Below are 20777 nucleotides of genomic sequence, written 5' to 3'. Positions count from 1 at the left end.
ATTTCTTATAATATTTTTACATGTAAGCCTCATGAATAAGGAATATTAAGGGAAAAATCTCATATAAATTTCCACATTGAGGAGCCTATTAAAATTAAAATGCAAATATCATATTACTCTTTCCTTTTGACACTTGCTATGGTAAGTCATTTTTATTAATTAAAATAGTAAGTCGTAGTAAGGTCTCCGTTAAAATCCGGTCTGTTATCCTGTTTTTTTGTATTGAGCTCAAAAAGCTTTTCCCCATTCTTATGGCCGGCACGTATTTTTAGTGAAAACCATCCATTTTCAAGATTCAGCCGGATGCTATTTTCATCGTTAATGGTTGAAATATCTTTTAAATATCCAATACCTACGACTCTTAACTCGTTATTGGAAGTCTGAAATATCCAGCCATCAGATTGTGCTGCCACTTCCTCATTCCTTAAAATATGATCTTCATTGGCAGAAATACAAAATGAATAATAATCTTCTTCCACTCCTATCACGGGAATAGCAATTCCGGATCTTGTGATGACATCTCCATGCTCGTTCTCAACAAAATATTTCAGGATATTATTTCCCGGCAGATTATGGTCTTGGAGATATTTTGCTAAAAGCTCAGGGCTGTATATCACAAAGCCTTTAAGTTCTGAAAATATTTTCTTCATATTATTTTTTATTAGATTGGTTTAAAATAGGTTGGCCAAATCCGGCTCTACTGATTCTTTTGTGATTTAACAACAAATACATTCAACCCCAACATTGTTTACACTCCCATAATATTCTGATAGATTACGAACATTAATCCAGTTCTGCTCTTGAAAATAAATCCTTTATCAGAGTTTCATCTTCACATGCTTTTTTAAAATCCAGTATAAAATCCTTCAATTCATTTTCATCAGAAGAATAAGCGCAAAACATTCCGCCTTCAGGATCAAATCGTATACTTGTACCGAGATCTGGTCTTTTCTCATCTAAAAAGACATTTGCTAAAGAATTCCAATCGTAACCGTTCCCTTCAAAACCTTCATCTGCCCTTGCATCAAAGATCTCCTGTTTATAATTTCCGACATCTAGACATACCGAAAAACTATTGTTATGTTCTACCCAGAAGAAAGGTTTAATGGTTTCCTTAAAATGATTAATGTCCATATTCTTAGTATTTTTTATTCTTTTCCAGCATCAACAAATACCCCTGAAACAAAAAGTCTCAGAAAAACAGTTGAAATTAAATTTGCTCATGGAAATGGTAGCTTTATGAAGTATTATGGATCAGATACTGTTTTCACAGCGTATGTTCTTTTCCTTTTCTGAATGTTAAGATGATTCTTTGAATGCTATCATACTCGTAAATTTTAGTCGTTAATAATACTTTGTTATAGTGTGATGGTAAAACAAATATAAAGCGGTTATTTATATTCAAAAAATTTTAAGGCATCAATCTGAAAATTTGTAGTAGTTCTACGACTTTTTGAAGATAATTCCATGAATTAAGATATAAAAAACCACGTAATCACTTCTATTTTAAAATAATATAAACAACATAAAACATTTATAAAAAACACATTTTTTACACTATTAAGAGATATATTTAACTATTTTGACGGTATTTAAAAAAAAACCACTTGCAAACCAGCTTTGTACAGCCATTCTATTTTATTGTTGAAGTTCTAGTTTTTTCAATAAGTGTTGGTTATTATCAGGCAATCATTTTTTCAGAATCTTTTTAAATGATAATATCTTCCAACCTGTTATCCTTATAGCTTAACACTCAAATCCTGTACTTCTTCCGCTGAAAAGCCAAAGATCTGTGGTGTTTTTATATCCAGAAGGTTGAGATAAATATAAAGCTCTGCACGATGATGAATCTCATGTTCTACCATTGCCCTGAGCCATTTCCATATTGAGATAGGGTTATTGGCTGGTGTTAAACATTTACGGCTAAGATCTTCATCTGAAAGTCCTTTGATGATTTCTATAGTTTGACGGTGCATCTCATTAAAAAATATCACACTATTTTCATATCCATCCGCCAGATCTTTTCCACAACCTTGATAAGCACTCTTCCTTCCTGAAATGGTTTCACCATACATATACCTTTCTATTGCTGCAATGTGCCTTATCTGATCTCCAATGGTAAATTTCCCTGATTTATAAGAAAAATCAAGATGCTCAGGAGGTACAATTGCAATAAGCTTATTCGTTCTTGCTCTGATTTTTTCATAATAATCAATGAATGCTGGTATAGATGTAATTTCCATTTTGAAAGGTTTTTAGTCATTAATAATTATTATTTTTCTCATTGTGAATATAAGAATTATAAAAGCTTCTCCATTTATTTATCAATCCCTATTATTCAAAACACTAAAAATAATCATCAACAAGGGATGATGAAATTTACATAATTAACAAATACCAATATTTTAATTATAAAAATCACAATAATGAAAATAGAACTTTCTATAGTACTTGTTGGTTTAAGACTGAAAACCGGAGCTATAAAGTTCTTTTTTTATTCAAATTTATTTCTTGTTAAAAATAAAAACCAATAATTCAATTTAACAATAAAATTATTCATTTGTATCATAAAATTCACTACATTTAGAAATATATTATTGATTCTAGTCTATGCTAAAGTCATTAATGTATCGGCGCAGGAAAAACAAGAAATATTCAGATTACCTGTGCAACATGTATGCACTTTTATAAATAACTGCACAGCATTATTTAAAGTTCTGTTTCCAAAAGCAGATCATTCTGACCCATTTTCACCTACTAAAAACCATGAAATATTATGAAAACAAATGTAATTACCCGACTTTATGTCATTGCTGTTTTATGTCTTTTCTCTTTTTCTTTTGGAAAAAATTCCAATCCTACAGACAAAATTACGATCTATGAAAAATCAGTAGCAGAAGCCACAACCAGCAGCAGCAAAGTTTTAAAAACTAAAAATGGAGTGCGATATGAAATGGTCATCATTTCTAACAACAAGGGAGAAATAGCGAAAATAGACCTGCTCTTCACGAGAGACAAAAATGTTCTTATTGCGTGTATCAGCAATTGTCCGCAATCTCCAGGAAGTATAGATACCCAATGTGCATTAAGCTGTCTTGGAAGCTATATGGGAAAAGATCTTAACGATCCCAATATTATTTCGAAAATCCCTTTCTTCCTTTATTTTCCCATATTGGGCTTAAAATCCAAATTGGAAAACTGCATCAAAACCAATACTGCTGAGCAATGCGTTAATGATAATATAAATGAGATTGACCACTTAGTTGACCAGATTCTAAAATATATATAAATCTACTTGATAAAACCCCTGCCATTGTAAAAAGCAGGGGTTCTTTTATTATTTAAAATGTATTGATCTTCTGTTGTAAGTTTTGCTTTACGATATTCAGCCACTCTTCTCTTACAATGCTTAGTACTGCAACATCTATCCTATTGAGTTGTGAATCAAAAGCAAAGTTTCTTAAAGTTCCTTCTACTACACAACCAATACTTTTCATTGCATTAATACTTCTTTCATTTCCGGAATTGGCTTTAAAGCCTACTCTTTCAAACCCCATTTTTTCAAAGGCGAATTCAAGAAGAAGAAATTTACAGGTTTTATTAACAAAAGTTCCCTGATATTGCTTTCCATACCAGGTGTAGCCTAATTCTAATGTCTTATTAATGGTACTTATTGCATAAAATCGGGTGCTTCCAATGATTTTATTCTCAGATTTTTTAATAACAGCAAAAGGATATTCCGCCCCTTGTTCTCTCTGAAAAATAGCATTATCTATGTATTTTTTTAAGTTTTCTGCACCGTCAGCACCAAAGGCATTATATTTCCAAATTTCTGGTTCATTCATTGAAAACTCCAGAAGTTCATTAAAATCTGTAGAAAGTAATGGCCGTAATAAGAGTTGATCATTCTCTATAATATAATCATCTTTACAATGTATCATCGAATATATTTATATCAGTTCAATCCATCTTTGGAACTCATCAACTGACAGTTATTAAGATACATAAATACAATTTTTTCTGCTTCTGTCACTTACTTTTTGTAATTTAAACGGAAATTGTAATCCAACTACTTTTTATGAAGCCATCACACCAAACTCTACTCATGAATATCATCAAAAAAAGACCGGATCACAGAAGAATATTATAATACGAAGCCCAAGTTAGAAACGGTGATGATGTTACTTTGAATACATTCAGTTTTCAGGCTCCTGAGTTTTATGAAAAGTTGGGCTTAGAAAAAATCTTAACAAGCTGTAACAAACCACTATAGAATAAGACAAATATATTGAAAACTTGAACTGAAACGATAGTAAACAGATGAACAATGAAGACAGAAAACGTTTCCATCAACAACCAAAACTACATTTTACACCTCCAGTATCAGGACAATGAAAAACTCCGCCTGGAATTTAACCGCCTGACAAAAAAGGTTTGGAATTTTGATTTTGAAAATTATTATCAATCGGGATTCTGGGATGACAGTTGTATTTTATATTCCTTATTTGATGGTGATACCATTGTTTCGCATATTACTATAAGTTTATTTAAAAGTAATATTGATGGCAAACCTAAAAATTTCATTCAATTAGGAACGGTAATGACTGACGAATCCTACCAAAAAAAGGGACTAAGCCGTTTTTTAATGGAAAAATTTCTGCATGATTTTAAAGGAAAACATGATGGAATCTTCCTTTTTGCCAATGAAACAGTATTAGATTTTTATCCTAAATTCGGATTTACCCCAACCAAAGAATTTGAAGCCTTCCAAGCTATTGAAAATCTTGATCTTTCTATCCCACATAAAAAGAGAAAATTGGAACTGGATGAGGACAATGATTTAAAATTATTTGAAGAATTGGTAGAACAATCAGTTTCCAATACGATGTTCCCAACAAAAAATAAAAGTATAACCTTTTTCTACTGTTATGCCAATCCAGAAATGGGATATAAAAATTCTATCTACTTTCTAGAAACGCTTAATTGTGCTGTTATCATTGAGATTCAGGATAAAACTCTGCATATTGTAGAGGTATTCAGTCCTGAACAAGTGAATCTTAATCACGTTATTGCAGCTTTTGATGGTATTCCGTTTGATGAAGTTGTGTTAGGTTTTAGCCCTAAACAGAATGATTTCCAGTACAGATTATGGAAGGATGATGATGTACAGCTTTTTGTAACTCCTGAGCTATTATTGGTTTTTGAGAAATATCAGATCATTGTTCCTTTACTTTCTCACACCTAAAAGCAGATTATGAAACAGAATATTTATGATAATCCGGACTTCTTTACCGGATATAAAGCACTACGCGATGGGGATAAAGGCCTAAATGAATTATTGGAACAACCCATCATGAAAAGATTGCTCCATCCTGTTCAGGATAAAATAATTCTGGATATGGGATGTGGTTTGGGGCATCAGATACAATCATTATTGATCCAAAATCCGAAACACATTATTGGAGTTGATATTTCTCAAAAAATGCTGAATGAAGCTCAAAACAGGATTTCTTCTTCAAAAGTTGAATGGATATGTTCAGCTTTGGAAGATTTTGACTTTGGAATGAACAGATTTGATCTGGTTATCAGCTCAATGACTTTACATTATATTGAAAATCTGGAAACTATTTTTCAAAAAATATACAACGGATTAAAAACAGGGGGACAATTTTTATTTTCTATGGAACATCCCATCTGTACTGCAGCATTAAAGCCTTGGGAAGAATTGAATGGTGAAAAATACTGGTTAATCAACCGTTATTCTGAAGAGAACCTTAGAAAGCAAGATTGGTTTGTTAAAGATGTAGAAAAATACCATCATCAATTAAGCACCATTATTAATGCTTTATTAAAGGCAGGTTTTATCCTCAAAAATATAGAAGAACCAAGCCCTGATAAAGAGTTATTACAACTTCGACCTGATTTTGAACAACATACCCATCGACCTCCTATTGTTATTATTAATATTGAAAAAAAATAAACATCCCCGTATTTTGTGACGATCGTCACAAAGAAGATCACTTCTGATCTATTAATTTTGCTTTACAAAAACAAAGTTTATGAGCACTACAACCCAAAATGTCGCGGAACAGTTTATTCAGTATTTAAATGAAGAGGATTTTGATAAGGCAGAAAACTGTCTGGATCCTGAATTTAAATTCATAGGGGTACTGGGAACAAGAGAGAATGCTTCTGTCTATATGAAAGACATGAGACAAATGAAGTTTAAATACCAGATTATCAAAACTTTTTCCTCAGGAGAAGATATCTGTTTCTGGTATACTATTGAAATCGGAGGTAAAGCGATTGAATCTTCGGGATGGTATCAGATCATCAATGGAAAGATACATTCTTTAAAAGTATTATTTGATCCAAGACCATTACTGAATGATCAATAATGGTATTTCGAATATATAATCATACGGCAGCTATTCCTTGAGAGTGGCTGTCTTATTCAAAATATCTATGTAATTCATAGATATTTTGCGGTGTAAGAGCCGAAATCTGTTCCTATCTTTATAGCAACAGACCCTTTTTGGGGAAAAAGAATATGTGAATATGAAACAGTCTGAGATCAGGGAACTGAAAAATGAACAAGATTTTAAAGATTTTTATCTGAAGAATGCACCAGCCTCTTTCTGTGAAGAATGCAGCAACATCACTTATGCCCATGGAAATGGCTTTTTAGAAATAGCCAAACTCGAAGATCTCAAAAAAGGGCAAAAACCTGTAGAAGGAAAACAGACAAGACGAAAGTTTTACAGCATTGTCTTGCTTACAGAGGGGGAAATAGAAGAAAATATTGGGCATCAACTTTACCACTTTATGCCTGGAACCCTCTATTTCATTGGAGAAAATCAACTGCATGCGGTAGAGCGTTGGAGTGAAGATGTACAAGGAATTTTTTGCATGTTTGACGCTGATTATTTCCTACTCTGCATTAAACATCAGATCAAACTCAATCAATTTCCTTTTTTTCAGGTAAACCATGAACCGTTTATCAAACTTTCGGAAAGAGAAACCCAAATGATGGAGCATCTTTTCTGGAAATTAAACAGTGAAAAGTGTCAAAAGACCACTTTCAACGATGATCTTCTCACCCGCATGTTTCTGAATGTAATCCTTTTAGAAGCAGAACGTATTTACAATAAACAAACCTCTGCCGATATTTTCTCTTTATCCAGAAAAGATCAATTAGCGGCACAGTTTCAGCTCCTGGTCAACCAGTACTTTATGGATAAAAAACAAGTCACGGATTATGCAAAGCTTCTGCATGTACATCCCAACCACCTCAATGGAGTCATTAAAGAAGTCACAGGATTTCCTGCCAGCCATTTTATACAAAAACAGTTGATACAAGAGACTAAATCAAGGCTTATCCAAACCAGTGACACTGTTTCTATGATTGCCATGGATCTTAACTTTACGGATGATTCTTACTTTGGCCGCTTCTTTAAAAGGCAAACCGGTTTTACCCCACTTCAATATCGTAAAAACCATAAACATTAATCAAATTAAACTCAAATGCACACCACCAAAATCACATCCCCTATTGTTCTGGAATACTGGCAAGATCAGTTTCAGGGTGAAGTATTATGCGACACATCCAGTTTTACATTATTTTTAAATGATGAACTGGAAGAAGACACTCAAATTATGACTTTAGAATTTCCAACCGGAAAAAGCTGGGGCATTATCAATTCTAAAGTTTCTCAACATTTCAAAAACAGCAACCTTCATACACTGGATTTTGAAAAATTTGTGGATATTTTAAAAAATAAAGACATCTTTCTGTATGGAGCAGACTATATTTTTTATTTCCCGGAAGAAGAAAAAAACAACCTTTTCAATCTTACTATATCGGAAAATACCCGCCCTTTAACAGAGCATGATGCTGAACATTTTTCTACTTTCGAATCTTTGTCTACAGAAGAAGACCTGGATGGTGCTTTTGTTGAGCTGGATCACTGGAAAGTATATGGAATCTTTGAAAATCATCAGTTAGTGACAGCAACAAGTATGTACCCATGGGAAGATACCAAACTGTCGGATATAGGAGTCATCACCTTGGATAAATTCAGAGGAAAAGGATATGCTAAACAGGCCGTACAGGTTATTTCAAAAGCAGCATTAGAGGATGGATACGAACCACAATATCGATGCCAACTTGACAATACAGCTTCTGTTGCACTCGCTAAAAGACTAAATCTGAGCTTATTTGCCAAATGGAATTTTATATCACCGGAATCCATAGAGAAATTATAATCATAGCATAAATACGTGACGACCAAAAAGTAAAACAATGATAAGCCTGAAATAGCATGCACATATGAAAGAACATATTGAAAAGATTCAATCTCTTATTTCCCATTTTGATCTGGAGACTGTCAACGCCCTTGAAAGAATAACAAGTACTGAACGGTTTAAAAAGGGGGATATTCTGTTACAACAAGGTGACATATGCAGAAAAAGCCATCTTATTGTTGATGGTGTTGCACGAAAATTTACCTATTCCGACAAAAAGGAAATAACCACTGAGTTCTTTTTTAAAGAGGATCTTGCTATTTCCTTTACAAGCTATATCAATCAGAAACCAAGCAAAGAGGTCATTGAATGTCTTACTGATACAACAGTAGAAACGGTAGACTATAAAGCTTTTGAAACCATCAAGAAACAGTTTCCAATGCTTATGGAATATGATATTCTAATAACAGAACTGTATACAATCTGGTTAGAAGACAGACTTTTTGACTTTCATGCTCTAAATGCTACAGAGCGATATGAAACTCTCTTGAAAAAATCTCCAGAGTACTTTCACCACCTTAAACTTACCCATATTGCTTCTTATCTGGGGATTTCTCTTGAAACATTGAGCCGGATTCGAGCTAAAAAGTAAGTAGATATTATTAGCGCTATCTGGATTTATATAAAGATCTTTTGTATTCATAAAAACGAATACAGATATAAAGACATTATACCTTCCTTCTTCCATCTCCCCGCTTCCAACTTCTTTCATTTTTTTGACTTTTATCAAAGGAATATCCATCTTCAACATTGATTTTTGCTGCAAATTATTATTCAGCATGAAAAAAAGAATTATCGGATTTGATCTGGCTCGGGCGTATGCTATTTTCGGGATGTTTATTGTCAATTTCAATATGGTATTTGGGAATCATGATGCCACTTCCCTAGTTGGAAAATTTCTGGTGCTTTTCAGCGGACATTCAAGCACTGTTTTTGTGATCCTTGCAGGAATGGGAGTTGGCTTGATGACCAACAGAATACAGGAATACTCTGATTTGGATAAAAAAAGGCTTCGGAGCACCATCTTTAAAAGAGCGGCTTTTCTTTTTGTATTCGGAATGTTATTTTGTATCTGGTGGCCAGCTGATATTCTTCATCTTTACGGTGGATATATGAGTATCGGAGCACTGCTGGTGTTTATGGATAAAAAGTATTATCTGATGGCCGCAGCGATTACTATTGCAGTATTTCATCTTTTACTTCTGATGATTCCGTTTGAGAGCGGCTGGAATTTATCCAATCTTGAATACCCTGAATTCTGGACACTTTCCGGATTCATTAGAAACACTTTCTATAATGGCTGGAATCCTATATTTCCATGGTTTTCCTATTTTGCAATTGGTCTTTATCTGGGAAGGCTGGACTGGAATCAAAAGCAAATTCAGCAGAAGATATTCAGTACAGGCCTTATGATTTATCTTCTTATTGAAGGTATCCGCTATGGAAGTACATTTCTGAATTTGAGTACAGAAGCCCGGGAGTTCATCAATGCAGATTATATTCCTCCTACATTGCCTTTTGTTCTGAATACGATTGGTTTCGGAATGATGCTTATTACCGGTTTTATGTTTATCAGTCAATACATTTCTGAAAAACCCTGGGCTATGGATCTGGCAAGAACCGGTCAGATGACTCTTACTCATTATGTATCTCATCTCAGCATTGGCCTTATTGTATTTGCTTTATTCCGGGGAACTAACTATTCTGAAGTGATCAGCGGAAAAAATACAGTAGAACCTCTGTATATTCTTTTGTATTCTTTAGGATTTTTTATTCTCAGTATGTATTTCAGTAAACTTTGGGGTAAAAAACACAAACAAGGCCCATTAGAAATACTGATGAGAAAAATAACAAATTAAAAAACACATTAACAACTCATTATAAAAAACGATTCACATATTATGATAACTTTCATCTTTTCAGCTTCCATCGTCAATTCTTAAAAATCTTTGATTTGTACCATTTTCACTCCGATTTGTGTCAGCAAAATCATGTGAGGTGTCTCTAATTTTGTCTCAATAAATTTAAGAACAATGACAGAGAGAAATCAAAACGTACAGGAAATTGATTCATTGATGCTTTTTCAGTTTTACGCTGAATGGTGCTACCCATGTAAAATGATGATGCCTGTAGTAAATACTTTAAAAGTGAAGTTGGAAGACTGGCTGAATGTACATCAGGTAGATGTAGATGAACAGCAGGAATTGGCCGTAAAATACGGAATCCGATCTGTTCCTACATTTGTGGTTTTAAAAAACAATGTAGAAGTATGGCGCAGTTCCGGTGTCCTTTCGGAAATGGCATTAGAACAGAAACTGAATAGTTTAAGATAAATCTAAAAAAATGAATGTGTTAATTGATGCTGTGTTACTTGGGATAGGAGCGACCATCTTTATGGATGTATACGCTCTTATCATCAAGAGACTCTGGAATATTCCTTCTCTCGACTATCGTATTTTAGGACGTTGGATCGGACATTTCAAAAAGGGAACATTCAGCCATTCTAATATTATACAAGCTCCCCCAATCCAAGGAGAAAAAGTTCTTGGATGGATGGCTCATTACTCCATTGGGATTGTATTTGCTTTTGCTTTACTTTTTATTTGGGGAGAAGACTGGCTGATGCATCCTACTGCTTTTCCAGCTATTTTTATTGGCCTTGCCACAACCTTAGCACCATGGTTTATGATGCAGCCTGCTTTTGGTTTCGGGATTGCAGCCTCTAAATTACCCAATCCTACCGTTGCCAGACTACGAAGTCTACAGACGCATCTTATTTACGGGATTGGCCTCTATCTGGCTGGATTATTAATTTCCATCTTATTGAAATAAGGATATTAAATCCATAGATTAAAGTATAAAAAACGGGCTAAAGTCCGTTTTTTTTAAATATAGCTGCAAGTAATGGTGAATAATCAGCAGTATTTAATTATAATTTTGAATCTTAAACCCATCCTACTTTCTTTCTCCATTTGAGATATTCCTCATCTCTGCTGTCAATTTCCGGGATTTCTGCCTGATCCGGGATTTGATGTATTTCTTTGTTTGATAATGGTGGCAGGTTCATTTTCTCTCGTTCGTTGTTCAGGCTTTCCTTGTCCTCCACTGGATAAGGAATTCCGCCAGCAATGAGCTGAGTCCCATATTTCTGAGGTTTGCCTTGAAAAACCTGAATCCTGTCGTACAGATATGCTTTATTTTTAAGATGAATATCATGACTATTTGCCTCCATCATCTTATAACATTCCTTCATAAATTCCGGTTCACCAATAGAATGTTGAATAATAAGCCATGCCGCATCACTTGCCTTAGCGCCTACTTTTGATAATGTTGGAAACCCAATTTCATTTATGATCTCTCTAAGTCTTTGAGCATTGGCTCTATGTACACGTTCCATTTCCTGGTGATATCCCTCTGTTAATTTTCCTTCTGCCAACAATTTCTCTCTGATTTCAAGATCATCATCTGCAAGACGAATGATTTCTTTTTCAAATAGATAATCCATTTTTATTGTAATTTTTTCATGAAATATTTAGGAAACTCCGTATAGCCTTGTCTATCATAAAACCGGTGTGCTTTTTCTCTATGGAAATTACAGTGTAATTCTATTCTATCACAATTTCGTTCCCTGGCTACTTTTTCACAGTATTCTTCTAAAAGTTTTCCAATTCCTGAACTTCTATAGTTTTCCTCAACGGAAAAATAACTAATTCGGGCAAAGTCTCCTTTGAGAGCAATTTGCGGAATAATATGAATAGAAATAAATCCTATAACATTTCCTTCCCAATCTTCTGCAACAATAAGATATTCATCAGAATCTTCTAAAAGACTTTTAATTTTGGAGGGTAAAAACTCTTTAGTATTGGGATATCCCAGTTGATCTAATAGTTTTATCACAACTTCCACATCCTTTTCATTCATTTTTCTCAAATTCATGGCTAAAAAGATTTAGAATATATTCAACCTTTTAAAGATACAAATAATGATCTTTCATAAGGAAAACTCAGTATTTACATTTTTCAAGAGTATCAAGAATAAATCTGACTCTTTGATCGATAGTAAGTTTTGGAACTTCAATTACACGATACCCATATTCCTGATAGATTTTGTGCATACATTCAAAAGTTTCTTCAGCTACTTTTAAAGTTTGTTTTCTTTCGGAATCATTTTCATAGATTTCTTTCCAAGGTGGAAGGATAAAGACACTTTCGTTATATTCCATTTCACGGGCTATACGATCCATTTCTTTGGGGATAGAAATATTTTCCAGTTTCAGATATCCAATAGTATCTATTATTCCACGATCAAAAAAGACAGGGTCAGTACCGTTTTTTTGGATCATCCGCTTATAAGTTTTTACTGAAGCATCAAACATCAATTCGGCAAAAAGCTCTTTATTAATCCAGGGTAACCCATTTCCATTGAGATTCAATTGTTCTTTAATAATTCTCCGGCCTTCTTCTGCTGCAGTTGTAAATCCTATATGATCCAATTCGTTCAACAAGGTTGTTTTCCCGGCTCCAGGGCCGCCAGTAATGATGTAAAATGGTACACGATTATTTATTATTTTCATAGTATAGATTAAAGTTTTGTTTGAATAAACTCAAATATTTTTGCAAGGATAATCTTCGTTTTTTATTTTGCATTGAGCAAACAATTCATTAAAGATCAAATATTTAGAATTAAAATATGGACAGAAAGCTTTATGTATATCTTTTTCCCTTTCTAGTTCTAGTCTCTGTAATGATCACTCTCAACAAGAGTATGACCGCACCTTTAATTTTCCGTTAAGAAAAGAAATCAGTCGATTATCCGTTGAGAATTATAAAGAATATCGTAAAATTATTGAAAGGTATTCGAAAATTGCAGAACAAGAAGATTATTCAGATGCAAAAGCTTATTGCTATAATACAGGAGATTTTACTAAAGTCACTTTGCTATTGAAAGATGCTGATGATATTCTTAAAAGCTAAACAACATGATGCTTCAAGCCTATCTTAATAACACTAAGGCTATGCAATATATGAAAAAAAGCAGTCCGGAGCAGTAAAAAATATATCAGATGGACAGAATCTATCTGGTAAGAGCCGATTTTCTATCGACCACAGAAAGATCTGACTCTGCAGCATTTTATATTCATAAAGCCATAAAAAATTCAAGTACAGAGCTTAATCTTATCAATTCCCAGGGTTCTATGGCTGAATTGAAATTATATTATTTTAAAATGGATTCACAGATATATACATCAATAAGACTCTGAATGAGATTGAAAAAATAAAGAAAAAACAGGTGTGCATATCTATCCTTATCATCGGCTCTTATTATTCAGAAATTTAACAATATAAAAAGGCTGAAGATTGTTTCAAAATTGGCCAGAAAAAATGATTCTGCTTTTTGATCCAGATTTACAAGTTGGTATCCTCGCTTTATCTCTCAACTCAAAATGCTTAATCCTGATCCGGAGAAATTAGAACTCATATTCTGTGCAATGATTAAATTGACTTATTCATCGAAAGAAATTGCTCAAAACATGGCAATCCGGCATACTTCAGTACAAAAAGGAAAAGAAGGCTCAGAAAAAGACTTAACATTCTGAGTGATGTAGATATTTATGAGTTCTTTGGACAGTTAAACGACTAGAATTCTAAAATCAAAAACCGCAATTCAGGAACTATATACTGACATTCAATTCCGGCAGTCATAAGATAGATTTTTTCTTAAAAAAACAGCTGTATCAAAAGCAGATTGGTCACAGAAGATTGATAACTTAGTATGATAAAGGACAATCTGTTTTTAACGCATAAGAATGATGAACAATATCTGCATATAGAGGTTTCATTTTAAAAATTAATTTGATTCCCCCTCTCTTAATTATTCCTAAAGCGATCCTGTCTGAAAAGTAGAACTTAAAGTTATGGTAATGCGTTCTTTTGATACAACTGTATGGTTTTATTAAATGCTATATTGCTTCTAAGCAAATAGTCTTCTCCATTTGGTTACTGTATTTCTGCTCAGTTTGAAATGATGAGCTAATTCACTGTTGTTGAGTTGTTTTTCTTTTTGAAAATTCAGAATACTAAGAATGGTCTCCTTATTATAAGAACGATGCTTCTGATTGTCTCGATATTCTTTATGAACTTCAAAAATCCTGTTATTGATCTCTATCACATCCAGATAAGACAGCTCTTTTTTAGCTATCATTTCTCGGAGCTCATTCTTTTTTTCCGGGAATTTTAGAGTGAGGATATCATTAAATATTCTTTGATAGTTGGGAGTGTTTCGATTCTTCATATTTAATTTGGTATTTGGGTTTAGTTTTTATCCTTTATTTCTTTTTTCTTTCGCTGTATTTTGCAACCCATTTATACAGGGTTGTTTTAGGAATACGATACTCTTTAATGATCTGAGACTTTGTTTTCTTACCGGAAGACATCTGCTCCAATACAAAGTCTATAATTTCTTTGGTATATAAATTTTTTCGAAATTCAGGAAAAGCGCTCTTTTCTCTTTTATGTTCGGTATTTTCCTGTTTTCCCGGTGGAGAAAACAAAATCAGATGCTGTGAATAAAGCCTGAAAAAATCATATCCCAGTATTTTACTGAATTTGAGAAGAATATCCGTTGGTAAATTTTCACTCTGGTATAGGTTTTCAAGTTCTTTCTCTGTACATTTCATAAAATTACAAAGCCGAAGAGTATCAACATCTTCTATTTCAATTTTTTCTTTTATTAAACTTCCTATATGAATCTCTTTAAAGTTAATAGACATACTCTTTGTTATTCTTTTTCAAAATTATTTACTCTGTAACGCTATCATGGGTTTTAATTTTTACATCAATAACATCTGTTGTTTCCTTGTTTATCAGACAGTTCCAATACCAACCTATTAAAGCTTAAAAATCAAATAAAATTTATTATTCAAATTGTTATTTGTTTTTTATCAATCAGAACTTTTATACCGATATTATTTTTTGAAAATTTTTTCTTGAGAGAAACTAAAAGTCTTCAAAAAATCTATTGGATTTAAGAAGACCTTTAGTTAAAAAATCATCATTTAACTTAGTGTATTAACCCATTGTGTTTTTATGCCCTAAAGATGGGAACTCCATTCTCAATAACCAAAAAAATGCATCAGACACAGATAGGACATTGGTGTAAAACACACATTTTCAATTGATTATATTCGAATCACAATCTTAATAAAAAAAAACATCATTACCTTTCTGACACAACAAATACAAAAGGGTGGTTAGAAGACTTCGCAAAATTGGCCTCCCATTTTTATCCTAATCACAGAATTGAAAAAAAAGCTACCTGAGTGCTATCATTAGTTTTTAATCCGGCATCAGGGAATATGGAATACGGATAATCTCCGGCATTTATCATACTTCTACTTTGACCATACACATGTACAGTATTGGTAGATATTCAGTAGATTTCCTGCATTATTTTGAATCACTCTAGTATGAGGCAATGTACTTCACTTGAAGTATTAAATTTAGCATGTACTTTTCATCTAAGAAATCATGCAACGTCTGTAGATGATTCTAAAAATAAATCTTGAGTATTAAAAAAATTGTTTTTCACTTAATTCCCACAAAAAAACATACTGCTTTTTTTTAATAAAACCGAAGAATAACTTCATTTTCTTGATCCGGTCTCTGAAAAGAAATTTCCCCCATGAAAATACAAGCCTGCATATCCATCGCAGATACGATCAATCAATCCCTATTCAAAAGAAAAATAGGATGGAAAATTAATAGACAAAAATAAAAGAGTTTAATCTTTGGGAGGAAAAGTAATTCCCTCTGCCTGAATCAGATCATAGCCATACTTCATGATGGTTTCAATAACAGGAATAGATTGTTTCCCTTTCTCAGTAAGACTGTACTCTACCTTTGGGGGAACAACGGGATATACTTCACGATGAATCATTTCTTTACTTTCTAGTTCCCTGAGCTGGCTGGTCAACATTTTGTCTGTAATATGAGGAATATCCTTCTTCAGCTCACTGAAACGAAGTGGCTTTTCTTGTAACCTCCACAATATGGGCATCTTCCAGGTGCCGCCAATATGGCTTAAAGCGAACTCAATTGGGGTATAATACAATCTTTTATCGTGGAAAAACTCTGGCATAATTATTTTTTCTTAGATTACTTTCAAAAAGGTAAGTACAGAACTAAAAGGTAAGTATATCGTTTTTTGATAGCTCATTGTGCAAATTTGCATAAAAAAATTATGAAATCGAAAAGAAATCTTTTTGTTCCAATGATCTGGATTATCGGTTTTTGGGGTATGGTATTGAAAATGTAACGGCTTCTAGTATTATATGTTTGATTTCAGCAATGATTATGTTATTATTAAAAAAGAAATTGATAAAATCTAAGCTTTAATATGAATAAAAAGTCCTTACGGAAAACCTGAAAGGACTTTTACTATTTAAAGTATTCCCCATCTTTATTTTAAAACCTAAGTGTATTCAATTCGCTAAACGCTTCTTTGTTATATATTGTTTCAATAGTTCCGTTTTGCAGCAATGCGATTTTATCACAGGTATGAAAAAGAGTTTCAATAATATGAGAGCTGATTATCACAACTTTATTCTGAGATTTTAGTTGTCTGATAATATCATAGAGCAGATGCACTCCTTCAAAATCAACTCCGTTGAAGGGTTCATCCAGAATATTGATGGATTTATTCAGCATGAGCATCCCAATGAGTGCCAGTTTTTTCTTCATACCACTCGAATAATATTGTACATATTTTTTTAATGGAAGATTAAATTTTTCAATGATTTCTTGAATCTCATCTTCTTTTTTGGAAGAGAAATAAGACAGATATTCTTCTCCTGTAATATAAGGATAAAAGTAATTTTCTGTTTCCAGATAGGAGATTTGCTTCCGTTGTAAACGTTCATCTTTCCAGGTTATACTTCCTGAAAACGGCAAACTTTGATATATGGATTCAAACAAGGTGGTCTTCCCTGCCCCATTCTTTCCCAGGATTCCCAAGATGCATCCTTCATCAATCGATAAATTTAAGTCGTTTAAAACTTTCTGGTTCTTAAACTCTACCTTTACATTCTTAATTTCCAACATAAGTTTTGATATTGTGGTTAGCTTCTTTGATATTGGAATTTATCATCCAAAGCGCAGGAATAATAGTCATACTACACAGGAAGTATTCAAAATACACGCCCATATTGTAATCGCTTTCTTTATTTTTATGTTTATAGTTTTTATATTTTCTGAGAAGAATCAACAGGAGATAAAGGTTCATAAAGGCAAAATAGTACAATACATATAAGCTTTGATAAGGATTTAAGATCAAAAAAGAGCAGCCAACCGGTATAAGCAGGGCATTAAAAAACAAGGTATTTTTTCTTATTTTTTCTTTCAAAGTATATTTTTTGAAATACATTTCAAGCATTTCTTTACTTTCATGCGGCTGGTACACGGGAGAAATAAAATCAAGGACAAAAGTTCCTGCTAAGATCAATGTTGCCGGATGATACGATGAACATACAACAACGATGAATCCCAAAATCACTTTCCAACTATTCTTCCTTAAAAAGCCTTTCCACTCGAACAGGCTGTTGGGTATAAAGTTCCAAGCCAGGCTCAGCCAAGGTTTTGTTCTTGGAGGAATAAAAGTGAGTAAAACAATCAAAAGATATAAAATAAGACCTGTTTTTTCTATTTTATAATGAATATTTGCGAATAATAGAACACTATACATAATGGATGTTTCCAAAATAATGATCCATCGCCAGCCTTGCACAAAGACTTTCTTCAGAAAAGGGATATCTTTCCTTTCTCCATGAAAAAGAGCAATAAGGATAAAAAGGGAGACCGGATAATAATAGTTCTCCGGCATTTTTACTGTAATCAGAGCACCTAAAACAAGTAAAACAGGAATGCTTACTTTAGGATTCAGGTTGAGTATTCTAACACTCTGATTAAATCTGAACTTAAAATGATTGATTAGTTTTTTCAAAAGATTCTGATGATATCTAAATAATAGTTTATTGAATGGGTTTTATCAAATACAATTTGTTTTCACGGGTTGTAAAAAGCTGAAAATTGAGATTTTTATCTGAAAAATACAAATAAGGTGCGTATTTTTTTTCCAATTCAGCTTTCAGTTTGCGAATATCTTCTCCTTTAGTATTATAAAATTTTTCGGTAGGAAAGTTTTCGTTAAAGGACATTGCTTTTTTAAATTTCAGAGTATCTCCTTTTATTAAAAGCTGGCAATACAAGTCTCCATTCCAACTTTTTGAAGTGGTGGATATGGCTCCTCCTGAAGCACTGGAAGTAAATTTATCCACTTCTTTTCTTTGGAAATAAACGGGCATGATATTCGGATATCGGTGGGGCTCCAATTCTTTTTTTTCAAAACGTCCTTCTCCAAAAAGGCTGTTATTGTATCCCGGGTTTGCTCGTGAATATATTCCTTTTGATAGCTTGGTATTGGTAAACAATTGATACCATTTGCCATTCATATAGTATGTGGTACATTCTGAATCGCCATCATGATCTCTTAAATAATCATCAGCCTTTTCGACGATATTCTGAAATTGGCGGATCTGCTCATCTTCACTCCATTTCAGATCTTCATTTTGAACAATCATAGGCTTTCGCAGGGTATCACCATCTTTGATCCATGTTTTGTAGTATTTTTTATTGTAATTCACAATAAAGTCTCCAAACAACAATTCGTTCCAGTTATCACGAGTACTTTTATAAGTATAGCGATCTATAATATTCCCATCCTTATCCAGTTTATAAAAATGGTAATCCATATAAAAACGGGTACTTCCTACAGCACCATCATCTTCTATTTCTTTTTGGTTTCGGTCTTTTGGAATCTCGTTGGTCACAATAATGACATGACCTTCTAAACTTATGAAATGTTGAATTCCGGAATAGCTTTCCCACATCAATTTTATTTCATGATGCCCGAAAGTGATCGATTGGGTGCTGTCTATATACTGATAGTTTTTATATTTTTCAGGGAGTGCCGAGCGGTTCATCTTATTGAGAAGATAGACATCCAGTCCACCAAAATTGTAAAATAAAACAACAGCCAACAGGAAAACAGCTCCTATAATGAGCGTTATTTTTTTCATTTTAATTTATGATTATTTAAAGATAATTATTTTTTTTTCACACCCTTGGATAAATTCCATTATAAAGTATGAGTATCTCTAAATATGTCATCATCATCCGAAACGGAAAACAAATTCTACTTATAATTTGTAATTTGTTGATGAAAATCTAACTTTTAAATATCAATGAAAATATGAAGAGAATACACCACCTCAATTGTGTGAAAATAGCCATCCCTATGAATGATGATGTAATCGGGCACTGCCTGCTGATTGAAGAAGATAACAATCTTTTGTTGATTGACACGGGAGTGGGAGTGCAAGATATTTTACATCCTCATAAGAGACTTGGTGCTGAATTGATAGAAGCTGTCGGGCTTCAATTAGATATAAAACGTACGGCTTATCATCAGATTGTTGAGCTAGGATTAAACCCTTCCGATGTAAAAGATTGCATTATTAGCCATCTGGATCATGACCATACCGGAGGATTGGCAGACTTTCCTGACGCAAAAGTTCATGTTTCAGCAGAAGAACTTATTAATTTTTACAGTGATAATCCACGCTACATTGAAGGACATCTTGACCATAATCCACCTATTGAACAATATGGAATCTCTGATGAACAATGGTTTGGGCTTGAAGCAAGAAAAGTGAACACTTCTCTACAAACAAAAATCTATCTTATTCCTTTGTTTGGGCATACCCTTGGGCATTGTGGAGTCGCAGTAGAATGGAATGGAACATGGATATTTTATATTGGAGATGCCTACTACTTAAGAGCCGAACTGGAAGACAAACTTCACCCGGCGGGACAATTGGCTGAAGCCAGAGCTGATGATAATATCAGACGCTTAGAATCCATGGAAAAAATAAAAACTCTGATGAAAGAACATCCGGAAGTAGAAATTTTCGGGTATCATGACCGTGAGGAGTTTATAAAATATAATTTAGAAAGCCAATTTTAATAATTGGCTTTTATAGTTTAAAATAGGTAATCATCTTGCTTATTTGATCTACCAATCGTTTTGAATACGGATCTAAAATTAATCATAAGCTTAATGTATTAATTTTGAGAGTTCTTTTAGAAACTCATCTTTTCCCATTTCAACGCTTCCTATTTCGTTATAGTAGACATCATCAGATACTCTAATCGTATCTTTTTCTTTTTCAAAGGTAAACCGATCAAGATTAAGATCCATATAATCATGTTTTAGAATGACTGCATACAGCTTTTCCAGTATTGATTGATTATAACTGGATAAAGCACTAAAAAGTTCTTGTATAAAATCCTGTTTGTCCATCTTTATATTGTATTGAGATCAAAGGTTTTAATTCTATATCTATTTGTTTGACAACTCTT

The 20777-nt window shown here is 33.2% G+C and carries 26 protein-coding genes; 12 read left to right on the top strand and 14 right to left on the bottom strand.

Annotated features, from left to right (window positions below; translation table 11 throughout):
- Positions 1 to 155: 155 nt before the first annotated feature.
- The 3 genes from GTR01_RS21240 to GTR01_RS21230 all read right to left on the bottom strand — a co-directional run bounded on the left by GTR01_RS21240 (position 156) and on the right by GTR01_RS21230 (position 2243).
- Positions 156 to 650 (bottom strand): hypothetical protein, encoded by a 495-nt coding sequence (locus tag GTR01_RS21240; protein WP_160139731.1) that lies wholly within the window; start codon positions 648 to 650, stop codon positions 156 to 158.
- A 133-nt stretch (positions 651 to 783) separates the two neighbouring features.
- Positions 784 to 1134 carry an immunity 51 family protein gene (locus GTR01_RS21235; protein ID WP_160139730.1) on the bottom strand — a complete coding sequence of 117 codons (351 nt, stop codon included), beginning with the start codon at positions 1132 to 1134 and terminating at the stop codon, positions 784 to 786.
- Positions 1135 to 1739: 605 nt separating this feature from the next.
- Positions 1740 to 2243: a DinB family protein gene (locus tag GTR01_RS21230; RefSeq protein ID WP_160139729.1), complete on the bottom strand. Its 504-nt coding sequence runs from the start codon at positions 2241 to 2243 to the stop codon at positions 1740 to 1742.
- Positions 2244 to 2776: 533 nt separating this feature from the next.
- Here GTR01_RS21230 and GTR01_RS21225 point away from each other — a divergent pair.
- Positions 2777 to 3289, top strand: coding sequence for a hypothetical protein (locus GTR01_RS21225; RefSeq protein WP_160139728.1), 513 nt, complete (start codon positions 2777 to 2779; stop codon positions 3287 to 3289).
- 52 nt (positions 3290 to 3341) lie between these two features.
- Here the strand turns inward: GTR01_RS21225 and GTR01_RS21220 are convergent, their stop codons facing one another.
- Positions 3342 to 3941, bottom strand: a complete 600-nt coding sequence (locus tag GTR01_RS21220; RefSeq protein WP_160139727.1) for a GNAT family N-acetyltransferase — start codon at positions 3939 to 3941, stop codon at positions 3342 to 3344.
- A 386-nt stretch (positions 3942 to 4327) separates the two neighbouring features.
- Between GTR01_RS21220 and GTR01_RS21215 the strand changes: the two genes are divergently transcribed.
- From GTR01_RS21215 to GTR01_RS21175, 9 genes are all read left to right on the top strand, one after another.
- Positions 4328 to 5245 (top strand): GNAT family N-acetyltransferase, encoded by a 918-nt coding sequence (locus tag GTR01_RS21215; protein ID WP_160139726.1) that lies wholly within the window; start codon positions 4328 to 4330, stop codon positions 5243 to 5245.
- A gap of 9 nt (positions 5246 to 5254) precedes the next feature.
- Positions 5255 to 5980, top strand: coding sequence for a class I SAM-dependent DNA methyltransferase (locus GTR01_RS21210; protein WP_160139725.1), 726 nt, complete (start codon positions 5255 to 5257; stop codon positions 5978 to 5980).
- A gap of 79 nt (positions 5981 to 6059) precedes the next feature.
- A complete protein-coding gene (locus tag GTR01_RS21205; protein WP_160139724.1) occupies positions 6060 to 6398 on the top strand; it encodes a nuclear transport factor 2 family protein in 339 nt (112 codons plus the stop codon).
- 160 nt (positions 6399 to 6558) lie between these two features.
- On the top strand, positions 6559 to 7509 hold the full coding sequence (locus tag GTR01_RS21200; RefSeq protein WP_160139723.1) for a helix-turn-helix domain-containing protein: 951 nt from the start codon (positions 6559 to 6561) through the stop codon (positions 7507 to 7509).
- Positions 7510 to 7524: 15 nt separating this feature from the next.
- Positions 7525 to 8265, top strand: coding sequence for a GNAT family N-acetyltransferase (locus GTR01_RS21195; protein WP_160139722.1), 741 nt, complete (start codon positions 7525 to 7527; stop codon positions 8263 to 8265).
- A gap of 64 nt (positions 8266 to 8329) precedes the next feature.
- Positions 8330 to 8896, top strand: coding sequence for a Crp/Fnr family transcriptional regulator (locus GTR01_RS21190; RefSeq protein ID WP_160139721.1), 567 nt, complete (start codon positions 8330 to 8332; stop codon positions 8894 to 8896).
- Between the two features lie 187 nt (positions 8897 to 9083).
- Entirely contained in the window at positions 9084 to 10163 is a 1080-nt protein-coding gene (locus GTR01_RS21185) for a DUF418 domain-containing protein (protein WP_160139720.1), read from the top strand.
- A gap of 174 nt (positions 10164 to 10337) precedes the next feature.
- A complete protein-coding gene (locus GTR01_RS21180) occupies positions 10338 to 10637 on the top strand; it encodes a thioredoxin family protein (RefSeq protein ID WP_160139719.1) in 300 nt (99 codons plus the stop codon).
- 10 nt (positions 10638 to 10647) lie between these two features.
- Complete coding sequence (locus GTR01_RS21175; protein ID WP_160139718.1) at positions 10648 to 11136, top strand: DUF2938 domain-containing protein; 489 nt, start codon at positions 10648 to 10650, stop codon at positions 11134 to 11136.
- Between the two features lie 112 nt (positions 11137 to 11248).
- Here the strand turns inward: GTR01_RS21175 and GTR01_RS21170 are convergent, their stop codons facing one another.
- The 3 genes from GTR01_RS21170 to GTR01_RS21160 all read right to left on the bottom strand — a co-directional run bounded on the left by GTR01_RS21170 (position 11249) and on the right by GTR01_RS21160 (position 12877).
- Positions 11249 to 11809, bottom strand: a complete 561-nt coding sequence (locus GTR01_RS21170) for a DUF6624 domain-containing protein (RefSeq protein ID WP_160139717.1) — start codon at positions 11807 to 11809, stop codon at positions 11249 to 11251.
- A 2-nt stretch (positions 11810 to 11811) separates the two neighbouring features.
- Complete coding sequence (locus GTR01_RS21165; protein ID WP_160139716.1) at positions 11812 to 12240, bottom strand: GNAT family N-acetyltransferase; 429 nt, start codon at positions 12238 to 12240, stop codon at positions 11812 to 11814.
- Between the two features lie 67 nt (positions 12241 to 12307).
- Positions 12308 to 12877: an AAA family ATPase gene (locus GTR01_RS21160; protein ID WP_160139715.1), complete on the bottom strand. Its 570-nt coding sequence runs from the start codon at positions 12875 to 12877 to the stop codon at positions 12308 to 12310.
- A gap of 489 nt (positions 12878 to 13366) precedes the next feature.
- Between GTR01_RS21160 and GTR01_RS21155 the strand changes: the two genes are divergently transcribed.
- Entirely contained in the window at positions 13367 to 13564 is a 198-nt protein-coding gene (locus GTR01_RS21155; protein WP_160139714.1) for a hypothetical protein, read from the top strand.
- A 710-nt stretch (positions 13565 to 14274) separates the two neighbouring features.
- Here GTR01_RS21155 and GTR01_RS21150 read toward each other — a convergent pair.
- The 6 genes from GTR01_RS21150 to GTR01_RS21125 all read right to left on the bottom strand — a co-directional run bounded on the left by GTR01_RS21150 (position 14275) and on the right by GTR01_RS21125 (position 19435).
- Positions 14275 to 14595 (bottom strand): helix-turn-helix domain-containing protein, encoded by a 321-nt coding sequence (locus GTR01_RS21150; RefSeq protein ID WP_160139713.1) that lies wholly within the window; start codon positions 14593 to 14595, stop codon positions 14275 to 14277.
- Positions 14596 to 14629: 34 nt separating this feature from the next.
- On the bottom strand, positions 14630 to 15073 hold the full coding sequence (locus GTR01_RS21145) for a transposase (protein ID WP_228452306.1): 444 nt from the start codon (positions 15071 to 15073) through the stop codon (positions 14630 to 14632).
- A 1010-nt stretch (positions 15074 to 16083) separates the two neighbouring features.
- A complete protein-coding gene (locus tag GTR01_RS21140) occupies positions 16084 to 16440 on the bottom strand; it encodes a winged helix-turn-helix transcriptional regulator (protein ID WP_160139712.1) in 357 nt (118 codons plus the stop codon).
- Between the two features lie 326 nt (positions 16441 to 16766).
- Positions 16767 to 17402: an ATP-binding cassette domain-containing protein gene (locus GTR01_RS21135; RefSeq protein WP_160139711.1), complete on the bottom strand. Its 636-nt coding sequence runs from the start codon at positions 17400 to 17402 to the stop codon at positions 16767 to 16769.
- Complete coding sequence (locus GTR01_RS21130; protein WP_160139710.1) at positions 17389 to 18300, bottom strand: hypothetical protein; 912 nt, start codon at positions 18298 to 18300, stop codon at positions 17389 to 17391. The genes GTR01_RS21135 and GTR01_RS21130 overlap by 14 nt, the downstream gene beginning before the upstream one ends.
- Positions 18301 to 18328: 28 nt before the next feature.
- A complete protein-coding gene (locus tag GTR01_RS21125) occupies positions 18329 to 19435 on the bottom strand; it encodes a hypothetical protein (protein ID WP_160139709.1) in 1107 nt (368 codons plus the stop codon).
- Positions 19436 to 19608: 173 nt separating this feature from the next.
- On the opposite strand from GTR01_RS21125, the gene GTR01_RS21120 reads away from it, so the two are divergent.
- Positions 19609 to 20382, top strand: a complete 774-nt coding sequence (locus GTR01_RS21120) for an MBL fold metallo-hydrolase (protein WP_160139708.1) — start codon at positions 19609 to 19611, stop codon at positions 20380 to 20382.
- 90 nt (positions 20383 to 20472) lie between these two features.
- Here GTR01_RS21120 and GTR01_RS21115 read toward each other — a convergent pair whose 3' ends face one another.
- A complete protein-coding gene (locus GTR01_RS21115) occupies positions 20473 to 20718 on the bottom strand; it encodes a hypothetical protein (RefSeq protein WP_160139707.1) in 246 nt (81 codons plus the stop codon).
- Between the last annotated feature and the right edge of the window lie 59 nt (positions 20719 to 20777).

Source organism: Chryseobacterium sp. c4a, assembly GCF_009900745.1.
Taxonomy (GTDB): domain Bacteria; phylum Bacteroidota; class Bacteroidia; order Flavobacteriales; family Weeksellaceae; genus Chryseobacterium.
Note: the sequence above shows the minus strand (reverse complement) of the source record. Positions and strands in the feature narration are given on the sequence as shown.